At 64.3% G+C, this 13,077-nt stretch carries 12 protein-coding genes and 2 tRNA genes; 11 read left to right on the plus strand and 3 right to left on the minus strand.

The genetic code is table 11. The features are described 5' to 3' along the window. Positions 1–81 precede the first annotated feature (81 nt). The 10 genes from ADADO0_RS10990 (at position 82) to ADADO0_RS11035 (ending at position 11,285) form a co-directional block, all read left to right on the plus strand. A complete protein-coding gene (locus ADADO0_RS10990; protein ID WP_511305182.1) occupies positions 82–1,134 on the plus strand; it encodes an OmpA family protein in 1,053 nt (350 codons plus the stop codon). A 155-nt stretch (positions 1,135–1,289) separates the two neighbouring features. Continuing rightward, entirely contained in the window at positions 1,290–2,000 is a 711-nt protein-coding gene (locus tag ADADO0_RS10995) for a glutathione S-transferase N-terminal domain-containing protein (protein ID WP_511305183.1), read from the plus strand. 120 nt (positions 2,001–2,120) lie between these two features. Continuing rightward, on the plus strand, positions 2,121–4,124 hold the full coding sequence (locus ADADO0_RS11000; protein WP_511305184.1) for a tetratricopeptide repeat protein: 2,004 nt from the start codon (positions 2,121–2,123) through the stop codon (positions 4,122–4,124). After that, complete coding sequence (locus tag ADADO0_RS11005; protein WP_511305185.1) at positions 4,121–4,531, plus strand: DUF6165 family protein; 411 nt, start codon at positions 4,121–4,123, stop codon at positions 4,529–4,531. The genes ADADO0_RS11000 and ADADO0_RS11005 overlap by 4 nt, the downstream gene beginning before the upstream one ends. A gap of 67 nt (positions 4,532–4,598) precedes the next feature. Continuing rightward, positions 4,599–4,690 (plus strand) — tRNA-Ser (locus tag ADADO0_RS11010). A 645-nt stretch (positions 4,691–5,335) separates the two neighbouring features. Continuing rightward, positions 5,336–6,670 (plus strand): porin, encoded by a 1,335-nt coding sequence (locus ADADO0_RS11015; protein WP_511305186.1) that lies wholly within the window; start codon positions 5,336–5,338, stop codon positions 6,668–6,670. 201 nt (positions 6,671–6,871) lie between these two features. Next, the gene (locus ADADO0_RS11020; protein ID WP_511305187.1) at positions 6,872–8,152 is read left to right on the plus strand and encodes a porin; all 1,281 of its coding nucleotides are present in this window, start codon (positions 6,872–6,874) and stop codon (positions 8,150–8,152) included. 211 nt (positions 8,153–8,363) lie between these two features. After that, positions 8,364–10,520, plus strand: coding sequence for a BON domain-containing protein (locus ADADO0_RS11025; protein WP_511305188.1), 2,157 nt, complete (start codon positions 8,364–8,366; stop codon positions 10,518–10,520). Positions 10,521–10,563: 43 nt separating this feature from the next. Further along, on the plus strand, positions 10,564–10,686 hold the full coding sequence (locus tag ADADO0_RS11030) for a hypothetical protein (protein ID WP_511305189.1): 123 nt from the start codon (positions 10,564–10,566) through the stop codon (positions 10,684–10,686). After that, positions 10,686–11,285, plus strand: coding sequence for a helix-hairpin-helix domain-containing protein (locus ADADO0_RS11035; RefSeq protein ID WP_511305190.1), 600 nt, complete (start codon positions 10,686–10,688; stop codon positions 11,283–11,285). Before ADADO0_RS11030 ends, ADADO0_RS11035 begins: the two co-directional genes overlap by 1 nt. Before the next feature lie 36 nt (positions 11,286–11,321). On the opposite strand, the gene ADADO0_RS11040 is transcribed toward ADADO0_RS11035, so the two are convergent. Continuing rightward, positions 11,322–11,398 (minus strand) — tRNA-Pro (locus ADADO0_RS11040). A gap of 106 nt (positions 11,399–11,504) precedes the next feature. Between ADADO0_RS11040 and ADADO0_RS11045 the strand changes: the two genes are divergently transcribed. Further along, entirely contained in the window at positions 11,505–12,020 is a 516-nt protein-coding gene (locus ADADO0_RS11045) for a GNAT family N-acetyltransferase (protein ID WP_511305191.1), read from the plus strand. Between the two features lie 2 nt (positions 12,021–12,022). Here ADADO0_RS11045 and ADADO0_RS11050 read toward each other — a convergent pair whose 3' ends face one another. Both ADADO0_RS11050 and ADADO0_RS11055 read right to left on the minus strand, forming a co-directional pair. After that, positions 12,023–12,538, minus strand: coding sequence for a DUF192 domain-containing protein (locus ADADO0_RS11050; RefSeq protein ID WP_511305472.1), 516 nt, complete (start codon positions 12,536–12,538; stop codon positions 12,023–12,025). Between the two features lie 11 nt (positions 12,539–12,549). Further along, entirely contained in the window at positions 12,550–13,077 is a 528-nt protein-coding gene (locus ADADO0_RS11055; RefSeq protein WP_511305192.1) for a cold-shock protein, read from the minus strand.

A 13,077-nucleotide genomic window follows, 5' to 3' on the forward strand; every position in this document is an offset into this window, starting at 1 on the left:
GGTCCGCCCGGTGTTTCCATCCGCGCTTGTCGCCGTCATGCAAGCGGACTAGCAATATTTGTCCTCCTAGGAGTGCCTCCTATGGCAGTCATGCGGTCGCTTGCGCTCACCTTCGCCCTGCTGCTTTCGAGCCCGGTCTTCGCACAGACGTTCGAGGCAATCCTCTCAAAGGATGTGCGGGGAGGGGCCGATAACCCGCTGACCGGCCGCTACAAGGATTCCATCCTGCTCGGCCAGACGACCAAGGCGTTCGATGAGATCACGCTGGCCTCCGGCCCCACCACCGGGGCAAGCTATTCCGACGACAAGAAATTCACCGCTCAGGTGAAGGTGCAGGGCAAGGTCACGCGCTCGCTCTATGTGACGCCGGCCGGGCGGTCCTCGCTGGAAGTGCTGGCGAATTTCGTCGAGGCGCTCACCGCCAAGGGCTTCCAGAGCGTGTTCGCATGCTCGGGCGTGGACTGCGGGGAGAGCTTCCCCATTCTGAAATATCGCTGGGACAAGGCCGAGACCAAGGTGATCGGCCCCAATTACGAATCTGCCCGCCGGCAGGTGATTGATGCGGTCTTCGACGAGGTGGTGGATGTCCGCTACGTCCTGATGAAGAAGGCGACGCCAGAGGGCGACAGCTATGCCGCCATCTATGCCGCCGTGAACCGCGGCGGCAGCTTCGGAGACATCTCCACCCTGCTCTCGGACCAGGTGAGCGTGCTGGTCGAACTGGTCGAGCCCAAGACCATGGACCGCCGCATGGAGGTGGTCAGTGCCGCGCAGATCACCGGCAAGATGGCCTCCGAGGGCAAGGCGGTGTTCTACGGCATCCAGTTCGATTTCGACAAAGCCGACATCAAGCCGGAATCCGAGCCCCAACTGGCCGAAATGGTGAAGTTCCTGAAGGAAAATCCCGCGCTCAAGGTCTACGTGACCGGCAACACCGACAACAAGGGCACGCTCGACTACAACGTGACGCTCTCCAACAAGCGCGCTGACTCCGTGGCGAAGGCTCTGGCGAAGTCGGGGATCGACCCGAAGCGCATGGTGTCGCGGGGGCTCGGGCCGCTGGCGCCGGTGGCAAGCAACCGCACCGAGGACGGGCAGGCAAAGAACCGCCGCGTCGAGCTTGTGGAACAATAGCGCCCTTTGGGGTCTTGCCGGTTGATGGTTCGTTGCATGTCGGCACGCAGAAGGTGACGGCTGGAAAGCCGGATTCAAGTCACTTGCCGAGAGCATTAAGCAGGAATACCTCTATCGCCCTCGCCGGCTGAGACCGGCCGGACGGGAGTACGCACATGGCCGACATCCAGCAGCCGATCGCGCTTCATTATTGGCCGACGCCGAACGGTTGGAAAGTTTCCATCATGCTGGAGGAATGCGGCCTTCCGTACGCGGTGCATCTCGTCAACATCGGCAAGGGCGACCAGTTCAAGCCGGACTTCCTAGCCATCTCGCCCAACAACAAGATGCCGGCCATCGTTGATCCCGACGGTCCGGACGGTGCGCCGATCTCGGTGTTCGAGTCCGGTGCGATCCTGCAATATCTTGGCCGCAAGACCGGCAAGTTCTACCCCGCCGATGAGCGCAAGCGGGTGGAAGTGGACGAATGGCTGTTCTGGCAGATGGGCGGCCTCGGCCCCATGGCCGGTCAGGCGCACCATTTCCGGATCTACGCGCCGGAAAAGATCCCTTACGCCGTCGAGCGTTACACCAACGAGGTGCACCGGCTTTATGGCGTGATGAACACGCGCCTGAAGGATCGCGAATTTCTCGCGGGCGATTATTCGATCGCCGACATGGCCTGCATCGGCTGGGCCAAGCTGTGGGAGCGCCAGGGCCAGAAAATCGAGGAATTTCCGCACCTCAAGCGTTGGATCGACACGGTTCTTATGCGCCCGGCGGTTCAGCGGGGCCTGCATGTGAATGCCGACGAACGCCAGAAGCTCGATCTGTCCAAGGACAAGGACGCGCAGAAGGTGCTGTTCGGCCAGCGCGCGCGCAACTGAGCCACCTAAACCTGGAAAGAGCGCGTTTCACCCATCAGATGGCATGCAATCTGACGGCAAACTGCTCTAGAGAAGCGGCCACGCCGCGTTCCGCTGCGTCTGGAAGGAAAACTGGTTCTCATGCAGCCTGATCCGCGCGCCGTGCTCGCCCAAGCCGCCGCCTTGCACCGTGCCGGGCAGGTGGATGCGGCCATTGACGGCTTCCGCCGCGCCGCCGCCATGAGCCCCGCTTTCGCCGATGCGCACCGTATGCTCGCCATGGCTCTGCTTCAGACCGGACGGGCGAAGGAAGCGGTGCAGAGTGCCCGCGCTGCTGCCAACCTTGCGCCCAACGACCCGCATGCTTTGCTGCTGCTGGGGGTGGGGCTTCAGGCAGCCGGGCAGGGTGAGAAGGCGCTCACCCAGTTCGAGAAGGCGGCGAAGCTCGCGCCCGGTTTCGGCGAAGCGCAGTTCCAGGCCGGCAACGCCCTCGCCAGTCTCGGCCGCTTCAAGGAAGCCGTGGCGCGCTACACCCGTGCGTTGGAACTCGACCCTCGCGCCATAGAGGCGCTGTCGAACCGCGCTGTGGCGCTGGGGCGCTTGAAAATCTATCCAGAGGCGCTGGCTGATTGCGACCGGCTGATCGCGCTCCAGCCCTGGATGCCGATGCACCTTGTCAATAAGGGCAGCATTCTGCTGGAGACCGGCGACATCGCTGGTGCCATCGCGGTGACCGAAAAGGCACTCGAAATCGCGCCGCGCGATGCCGATGTGCTCTCCCTGCTCGGGCAGGCGCGGTTCGCGGGCGCCGATCTGCCGGGTGCCCGAGACGCCTATGAGCGCGCCGTAGAAGCGGCGCCCGGACGTCCGGAAATTCGCGTTCTGCTGGCACAGGTGCTGCGCCGCCTGGAGGCGCTCCCCGAGGCATTGGCCCAGTGCGATGCTGCTTTGAACCTTGAGCCGCGCTTTGCCGGCGCGCTCTATGAGCGTGGCGAAGCCAAGCGTGCCCTGGAAGATCCCGCCGGAGCGCTTGCCGATCTCGACGCGGCCCTGGCCCTGGCGCCGCGCAATGTGGAAGCCGCCGTCGCGCGCTCCTATGCACTGTCGGACCTTGGCCATTTGGCGGAAATCCGCCCGGCCATCGAGAGGGCGCTGCGCAACGGCCCCAACCATCCGGATGCACTCTTCCACATCGCCATGGACGATCTGGCGCGCGGGCGCTGGGCCAAGGGCTGGGAAGGATATGAGGCGCGCGCGCGCATCGTGCCCCCGACCTATGCCCCGCTGCCCTTCACCCGATGGGACGGCAAGGAGACGCCCTCCGAACTGGTGGTGCAGAACGAGCAGGGTCTTGGCGACATGATCCAGTTTGCCCGGCTCGTTCCGCTGCTGGCGGAACGCGGCATCGCTGTGAAGCTGTTGGTGCGGCCGGCCCTGGCGCCGCTGCTTACAACACTGGACCCGCGCGTGAGCGTGATTTCGGATCTCTCCGAGGTCGACCTGGCGGCGCCGGGCCTGTGCTGGATCGCGGTGGGTAGCCTGCCGCTGATTCTTGCCCGCGATCCCGCACTCTGGCCGGTCACGCCCTATCTCGCGGCGCAGCCCGAGCGGGCGCGGCAGTGGAGCCATGTGCGCGATGCTGGCGATTTCGTCATCGGCATCACCTGGCAGGGCAGTACGCGGCGGGACATCGACGTGGGCCGCTCCGCGCCCCTCGCCGCGTTCGCCCCCCTCGCGGAGATTCCAGGCGTCAGGCTGGTGGCGATCCAGCGTGGCGCAGGCACGGAGCAAATCGATACGGTTTCCTTCAAGGGCCGGGTGCTGCGCCTCGATGAGGATTTCGACGCCGACGGTGCCTTCCTCGACAGCGCGGCCTTGCTCCAGCATCTCGACCTCGTGGTCACCACCGATACCTCGATGGCGCATCTCGCCGGCGCGCTCGCCCGGCCTGCCATCGTCGCGCTCAAGGCCGTGCCCGACTGGCGCTGGGGGCGGGAGGGAGACGCGAGCGTGTTCTATCCCTCCCTCACGCTGGTGCGGCAGGCAAAGCCCGGTGACTGGAACGGCGTATTCGACACCATCGCCGCGATGGTGCGCCGGCGGATGGCCGCGCGCGTCGAGGCGGGCGAGGGGGAAGCATCGTGAGCAATCCCACGGACGCCTCTCAGGCAACCGACATACTCGCGCCCATCGCGGCGGGTGAATTGATCGACAAGATCACCATCCTTGAGATCAAGGCGGAGCGCATCAGCGACGTCTCCAAGCTGCGCAATGTGCGTCGCGAACTGGATGCGCTGGTGGCGCTGCGCGATTCTCACGGCCTGGATGCCCTTGAGGCTCTCGCCGCCGACCTCAAGGTGGTGAACGAGACCCTGTGGCAGGTGGAGGATGAGATTCGCGAACTTGAGGCGGAAGGGCGCTTCGATTCGCGTTTCATCGAACTCGCGCGGGCGGTCTACGTCACCAACGACCGGCGGGCGGCGATCAAGAAGGACATCAACGTGGCGGTGGGATCTTCCATCGTCGAGGAGAAGTCCTACGCGGGGAGTTGATCGCCGCGCGGGAGAATGCGGCGGCGAACCTTGCAAAGCCGCCTCCGGTTCGGCATAGAGGGGCCATGGAGACGTGGCCGAGAGGCTGAAGGCACTCGTTTGCTAAATGAGCAGACCCCCAAAAGGGTCTCGAGGGTTCGAATCCCTCCGTCTCCGCCAATTTTCCCCGCCATGAAATCGCACCCTCGTTTTTCCGCCAAGCTGGCGCGGGCTTTATTGCTCAGAGCGTCGCGGGGCGGTCCCGGCGAACCTTACGGCGTTGATTCCGTGTGCCGTGCCGGAAACGGGGGACGATTCGACTCTGAAAACCCGAGACATTCCAAAAACCACAAGCCCAGTCGCCCAACCTGAGGCGTAACTGGAATTCGGTTCCCTGGGCGTCGTTCACGAACCTGAGAGCCGGGAAACAAGGCGAGTGCTATGTTTCATGGCGAAATGTGGTGTTTGGGTAGCTGAATCGCGCCGTGTTGTTCCTGCAACACCTGCCGGGAATCCAGCGCTCTCCGGGGTTTAGAGGCGATATGGGCGTTGATCCCCGTTCGGCCTTTTGTATGGTGACTTTGCGACGAAGGGGGGCAGTCCCCGGTCGCCCTTCCTCACAGGAGTTTCGGCTCATGTGTGGAGGGGAATCGGGGCAAGACCTCTCGGGTGCGAAACGCACCGTTGATGCGCTCTCGCTCCCTCGGAACGAAACTTTTGGAGGTCACGATGAAGATGGTTAAGAGCCTTCTCCTCGGTAGCGCTGCTGGTCTGGTAGCGATGTCTGGGGCCCAGGCCGCTGATTTGCCTGTTAAGGCAAAGGCTGTGGAATACGTTAAGGTTTGCTCCGCTTACGGCGCGGGCTACTACTACGTTCCCGGCACCGATACCTGCTTGAAGATTGGCGGCTTCGCTCGCTTCGACACGTATATTAACGCGGTTGGCACGTTCAACCCGGCTATCACGTCTGCGGGCGCGACCATCTTCAACGGCGCCGGCGGCGCTGCGATCGGTGGCTTCCCCTTCACGACCCAGGATACCCCGGACTACCTGACCCGCGCCCGCGGCGTGTTCGACATGGACGCCCGCACCGCCACCGACTACGGCGTTCTGCGCTCGTACGTCCGCTTCGGCGTCAACTGGGACTCGCAGGCGTCTGCCGGCAGCCCGGCCAACGCTGGCCTCTACTTCGAGCGCGCGTTCATCCAGTTCGCAGGCTTCACCTTCGGTTATACCCAGTCGTTCTTCGATCCGGGTATCAACTACATGTACACGACGTCGCTTGCCGGCTCGAACATGTGGACCACTGCGATTGCCTACACCGCGCAGTTCGGCAACGGCTTCTCGGCGACCATCGCCCTCGAAGACGCCGCCAACCGCATCACCGGCGTACAGGCCACCAGCGTTGCCTTCACCTCGACGGGCGGCACCTACACCAACTATCAGGACGGCCAGTCCGTTCCCGATATCGTCGCGAACCTCCGCCTCGATCAGGCTTGGGGCACGGCCATCCTGTCTGGCGCTCTGCATCAGGTCGGCGCGATCTCGCCGCTCTCGACCGGCGCGTCTTACCTGGGTGAATCCAGCACCGACACCTGGGGCTTCGCCATCGGCGGCGCGGTGGAGTTCAAGCTCCCCATGCTTGCTCCGGGCGACAGCCTGTTCATCCAGGCCAGCTATGCTGACGGCGCTCTGGCCTATCTCGGCCTCTCGGGCACCACGCAGGGCCGTGCGACTGGCTTCGGTAGCCTCTCTGTGGGTACTGTTGCCAACCAGCTTTCCGGCGCATTCTACCCGTTGGCTGACGCGATCTGGACCGGTACTGGCTTCACCAAGGAGTCCGGCTGGGCCCTCCAGGGTCAGTTCCGTCACTACTGGGTCCCGAATATCCGTTCGGCGATCCTCGGCAGCTACGCCTCGATTGACGTCCCCACCAATTTCGTTGGCGGCGTCAGCACCCAGGTGTGGCAGGTTGGTCTGAACACCATCTGGTCGCCGGTGAAGAACCTCGACCTCGGCCTCGAAGTGCTCTACTCGAAGGTTGATGGCGATGCGCCCCTGACCTATGCGGGTGGCAATGCGACCACGGTTCCCACCTCGATCGTTGGTGGCTCCACCGACGTGTGGTCGGGCGGCTTCCGCGCTCAGCGTAACTTCTGATCGAATATTCCTTCGGTTAGTAAGAAACCCCGGCAGGCAACTGCCGGGGTTTTTCTTTGTCTTATGTCTAAGAATGCTTCCTAACCTTAGGTTCGGTGACGATTTTACTGCTTCAAGATTTGCCTAACGGTATTTCTTGCGGCATATTTCGCGGGAAGGTAGCGCAGCTAGCTGTGCTTCGGGGAACTTCGGGGGATTTCAATGAGGATTTCACGCTTCGTGCCTGCGGTTGCGCTGGTGGCGGCATCGTCGGGGGCAGCGATTGCGGCGGACTTGCCCGTCAAGGCCGCGCAGACGGCCTATGTGAAGCAGTGCACGGTGATGGGACCCGGCTTTTATTACGTCCCAGGCTCCGACACCTGTTTGCGGATCGGCGGATATGTCCGGGCTGAATCCTATTACAACACCTACACCGACTATCCGCTCGAGAACGACAAGACCTATTCCATCGGTCTGTTTGGCCTGATCGTCGATGCCCGCACCAACACCGAATACGGCGTCTTGCGCTCCTACATGGACATCCGGTTCATGTGGCGCACGTCCAGCCCCTGGTCCGATAGCCCGAACGGCGCCCAGTTCGCCCCCTGGAACATGTATATCCAGTACGCCGGCTTCACCTTCGGCTACGCCCAGTCCAACTTCGATTTCTACGCGAATGCGAACGTCCTTGGTACCGATCCGGCCACCATCGGCGACGACATGCGCCTGCCCTTGATCGCCTATACCTGGGAGTTCGCGAACGGCTGGACGGCGACCGTTGCGGCGGAAGACTCCAGCAGCCGCAACGCTGGTACGAACCCCGCCGATCCTAACTATCCCGGCGTGTCCGACAATTACCTCGCGGGCACCAGCATTCCCGACTTCGTGGCCAACTTCGGCCAGAAGGGCGATTGGGGCCAGTTCCAACTGTCCGGCGCGCTCCATCAAGTCGGCGCCATGACGCCCACAACCGCCGGCGCCAACTATGTTGGCCAGACCGCGACCGACACCTGGGGCTATGCCGTGCAGGCCGGCCTGATGTTCAACCTGCCGTTCATCGCGGCGGGTGATTCGCTCTACCTGCAAAGCGCCTATGTCGATGGCGCCGTGTCTTATCTCGGCCTCGTCAACGCCAGCGGCGACTTCTCCCCGCCTGACGCCTTCATGAATTTCAACGGCAGCGTCTCGAAGGTCAGCGGCTGGAACTTCACCTCGCAGTTCCTGCATAACTGGAACGACAAGTGGCAGTCCGCCCTGTTCGGCGGCTACGCCAAGTTCGATCTGGACAATTCGGTCGCACAGGTCGCTTACGGCGCCACCTCCGGCACCAACTACAACATCGGCGGCAACCTGACCTGGACGCCGGTGGACAAACTCGCGATCACCCTTCAGTACGACTACAACATGTACAAGGCCAACAACTACGTGAATACCGGCTACGGTCTGCCGGTCGCGTCGCAGGCCGCGCATCAGGTGCTGTTCATGGTCGAGCGCGACTTCTAAAGGCGCCGCCAAATGTAGATGCGAGCGGCGGCTTCGGCCGCCGCTTTGCGTTTCAGTGCCCCTTATTCTCCGGAACCGTCGCGTCAGCCTTGACCCTTTCTATATTTCAGCACAAATCGAGCCCATCGTGCAGGCGTGAGCAATGCATGAACGAGACGTGCGGGCGCGTGGCTGGTTCAGAGCGTGCCGGTGGTTTTCTGGAAGGGCGGGCATGAGCGCAGGCTCCGGCATGAAGGCACCTCCCGGCTTGCCGCCCCGGCGCTGGAACCTGCTCGCCATTATGTGCGGAATTTTGTGCCTCGTGGCCATCACGACGCTCGCCGTGCTGCAGCGCCCGTTCATCGAGGCCACCCTCGGTAGCAGCGCGGATCACGCGCTTGAAATGACCGGCGAAGGCTGGGCCAGCGTCCGCTTCACGGGGCGTGATGTCGTCATATCGGGCGAGGCGTTGGCGGAAGAAGCCCGCGCCAAGGTGCGTCGCGCGCTCGCGGCCTTGCCGGGGGTCCGCCGCGTGGTCGATCACACCACCCTGCTGCCCGAGCGCCGGCCTTTCACCTTCACCGCGGTGCGCGACGGGCGCACGCTTCAACTCTCCGGCTACGTCCCTTCAGTCATGGCGCTGGAGCGCATCATCGTCGCGGCGCACGCCATTCCAGGCATATCGGTTGTGAAGGGGGCGGACCAATTGGTCCGCGCGCGCGGAGCGCCGGCGGGCGACTTCGCGGCGGTCGTGGGGTTCGGGCTCAGCCAATTGGCGGCGCTTCCCACCGGCCGCATCATCCTTTCCGACGATGCCCTTTCCATTGAGGGGCGCAGTCCGGATCTCGAGACATACGATGGCTTGTTCGCGACCCTGCACGAGCCGCTTCCCCAAAGCTTCCGGCTCGCCCGTTTCGCGGTGCGCCCGCCGGTTGTGTCCCCATTCTTCTGGTCCGCGCAGCGCGATGAAAATGAGCTCCGTGCGCTCGGTTATGTGCCATCCGAGGACGCGCGCGTCGCAGTGATGGCGGCTCTGCGCGCCGCGCTGCCACGCGCGCGCATCGTCGATGAGATGCGGCTTGGTGATGGGGGCCCTTCGACCGATCTCTGGCTGAAGGCGGTCGCCTACGGGGCGGCGCAGTTGGCCATGCTGCCGAAGGGCCGTCTGGTGCTGTCCGATACCTCCGTCGCGCTGGAGGGCGGAACATCATCCTTCGAGGTGTTCGATGCGCTGGTGGCCGCCCGACGCACGCCGCCGGAAGGCTTTTCCGTATCGCGATTCGCCGTAGAGCCCCCCAGAGTCTCGCCTTTCGTCTGGCGCGCGGAGCGGGAGGCGGAACGGGTGCGCGTGTCCGGCTACGTTATTTCCGAGGAAGCGCGGCGCGGAGTCAGCGATGCCGTGCGTAGCCTTTTCCCCGGCATCCCGGCGGTGGACGAGACGCGGCTCGGCGCGGGCGGTCCGCCGGCCGAGGTGTTCGGCGCTTCCGCCCAGTTCGCCCTCATCCAACTCGCCAAGATGCGTCTGGGCGAAGCGGTGCTTGAGAACCTGCGCCTTTCGCTGGGGGGAGAGGCGCTGGACGCCGAGACGCTCGCGATCCTCACAAAGGCAACCGGTGCGCCGCCCGTCGGTGTCACCGTGGATCAAGTCTCGATCCGCCCGCCGTTCATATCCCCGTTTGTATTCGCGTTGCACCGGGACGGGCAGGGGCTCGCTCTTTCCGGTTTTGTCCCCGATGCCGGTACCCACGCAGAGGTCTCCCGCCTGCTCGAAACGCTGTTTCCCGGCGAGAAGGTGCAGGATGTTGCAGCACTTGGCGGAGGTGCACCGCCCGGCTTCCTGGAGGCGGTGAAAGCCGGTGTGATCCAGATGGCGCGGCTCGACCCTGCCGATCTCATGCTGTCCGGAACCGATCTTCAGCTTTCCGGTGATGCGCTCCACGCCGTCACCGGCCGCCAGATCGATGAGGCGCTTGCAGCCGCCTTGCCGAAATCCTTCAGCTTTCGCACCGCGATCACCCCGGCGCAGCCCGGCGCGCCGCTGTCGGGATTGGAATGTCTGCCGCTTGCCCACCACCTCAGCGCCGGCCAGCTCACGTTCGAGGGCAATTCGACTAGCCCCGACATCAGAGGGGCGGCCATGCTCGACCGGCTCGCCCTTCTGGCGCAGCAGTGTCCCGACGCCGTGCTGGAAGTGGCTTTGGAGTTAGACGCCGCCGCTGGCTCATCCGGCGCCCTGGCCCACGCGCGCGCGCAGGAGATCGCAGCTTATCTCTCGCAAGCGGGGATACCCCAGAAACGCATCGTCATCGCGCCGTTCGATGCGGCCGCGCCCGGTGATGTGTCTGTGGCGGTGCAATTGCGGGCCGGCCAGGTGCGGCGTGAGAACTGAGGCTGCTTGAACGCCACCCGCTAAGAGCACATGCTCGCTCCGGATGGCGGAAGTACGCGCGGAGGAACGGTTGATCTATCTCGCCTTGGCCTTGTGGCCTTATGTGCTGGCGGCATTGGTTGCCGGCCTCGCCACCGGCTATTTCGCGCGAAGCGGAACGTCCTGATGGATTTCGCGCTGGAAACCATCCTGATCCTGGCGACGGCCTTTGCCGTCGGTGCGGTGCTGGGGTTGGCCCTTCGTCGCCGCGCGCGCGCCCATCGTGCCGCCTCGCTTCAGAACAGCATGGCGTTCGCGCCGTCTCCGGCACCGCGTTCAATCACCCCCCCGCCCTTGCCGGAATCACCCGCTTTTCTTGCACCGGAAGAGGCGTACGCGTCGCTTGCGCCCGAGGTGGTGCACGACGCCCCTGTCGATGTTCCATCCGCTCCGGCTCCCCGCCGACGCCAGGCCGGTGGGTTGCAGCGAACTGCACAGCAGGAGCAGGCGGGGAGCCAACCGCCCTCGCTGGCCGCGCCGCAAGGTGAAGCCGACGATCTCAAGCGGCTGAAGGGCATAGGTCCGCAGAATGAGCGTCGGCTGAATGCCCTCGGTATTTTCCACATCTCGCAGATCGCAGCATGGTCGGCCGAGGAGGCGCAATGGATTGGCGCCGCGCTTGGCTTTCCTGGTCGGGTCGAGAGGGAAGGGTGGGTCGGGCAGGCCCAGGCGCTGCTGGATGGAACGCCGCCGTCAGATGCTCCCGCGCCGCGCCAGAAACGCTGAACGTCCACGGGATGCTGGACGCCGAGAAAGATGAAATGGTCGGAGCAGCAGGATTCGAACCTGCGACCCTCTGCTCCCAAAGCAGATGCGCTACCGGGCTGCGCTATGCTCCGAACATGCGTGAAACACACGCCAGCCTTCATTAGGTTTTCACAGGCTCCGGCGCAAGTGAAAGGCGCCACACAGCTGGAATGCGTCGCAAACGGAAAGCGCCACTCGATGCCCCATGCAGTCTCCGACGACATCTCGAAGCCTGCGGGTGGCCGCTCTGGCAGCCGGGTTGTTCCGCTTGAGCCCTCGCACGCGGCGGCGTGGCGACCGCTCTATCGGGCCTATGCGGCATTCTACAAGATGCCGATGGACGAAGAGATTCTCACGCGCACCTGGACTTGGCTGATGGACCAGCAGGCGCGCCGTCTGGAAGGGCTGGCCGCTTTCGCGCGTGACGGGAGCCTAGCCGGGCTCGCCCATTTCCGCGAGACGCCCGATCCGCTTCTTGGGCGCGAGACGGGGTTCCTCGATGACCTGTTCGTTGATCCCCAGGCGCGCGGGCAGGGGCTTGCGGGTCAGCTGATGGCGGCTGTCCAGACCATCGCGGGTGAGCGTGGTTGGGCGCAGCTTCAATTGATGACCGCCACCGACAACCACGCCGCCCGCGCGCTCTACGACAAAGTCGGGCGCGCCGCCGCGTGGGTGACGTATGAGATTCCTGTCATCCCTCCGGGAAAAGCCTGATCCTATCGGCCACGAAACAGGGTGTTCGAGACCTTGTCGCCGGGCGCAATTCCCAGCCGCTTCGCGGCGCCGCCCGAAATCTCCACCACCGCGCGCACCGGCTCCCCGGAGGAGATGGTCGTTTCGGAGAATGGGGTCGTCATGGCTTCGATCCGCGCGATCGTCCCATCGGCGCGGATGAACAGCATGTCGAGCGGAATGAAGGTGTTCTTCATCCACATATAGACCGGCTGATCGACGGCGAAATCAAACAGCATTCCCTGCCGTTCGGGTAATTGCTTGCGATACATGAGGCCGGTTTCGCGCTGCTTGTCGGTGCGCGCCACCTCAACCTCCAGCACCACCACGCCCGACTTGGTCGCGATCTCCAAGGCATCAAGCTTGGGTGCGGTTTGCGTCGCGGCGGGGGCCGGAGCCTGGGCCGCAACCGGCAGGGGCGCGAGGGCCGGCGCGGCCACGAGAAGGAAAAGGGCGCACAGACGCCCGATCGAACGAGCCCGCAGGGCCGCCGCTTTCATCATGAATGTCCTCAATGGGTGCCGGGAAGCCCGTCCTCTGCCTTGACTTCGGTCGCCATGCGGCCCTTCGGGCCGTTGCCGAAACGCACCAGTACCTGTTGGCCGGGGCGCAGTTCGGTCAGGCCATGGCGCCGCAGCGTCTCCATATGCACGAAGATATCAGGGGTTTCTTCGCCCTGCGTCAGGAAGCCGAAGCCCTTCAGCCGGTTGAACCATTTGACCACCGCCGGTTCGAAACCGCCGGCCGGCTCGATCTCCGCGCGGACGCGGGTCGCTGGGGCGATTGGATTGGCAATAGAGGTGGAGAGGTCGAGCGAGACCACGCGGAACGCTTGCAGGCCCTTGGCGCGATGGGCGGCCTCGCAGACGATTCGCGCGCCCTCCAGGGCGCTTTGGAATCCATCACGGCGCAGGCAGGTGACATGCAGCAGAACGTCCGGGCCGCCGCCATCTGGAACGATGAAGCCATAGCCCTTCGAGGCATCGAACCATTTGATGGTGCCGGCAACCTCAACCAGGAGAACCGGCGTCTCGGCCAT

This window comes from Aquabacter sp., from assembly GCF_965279295.1.
In the GTDB taxonomy this organism is placed as follows: Bacteria; Pseudomonadota; Alphaproteobacteria; order Rhizobiales; family Xanthobacteraceae; genus Aquabacter.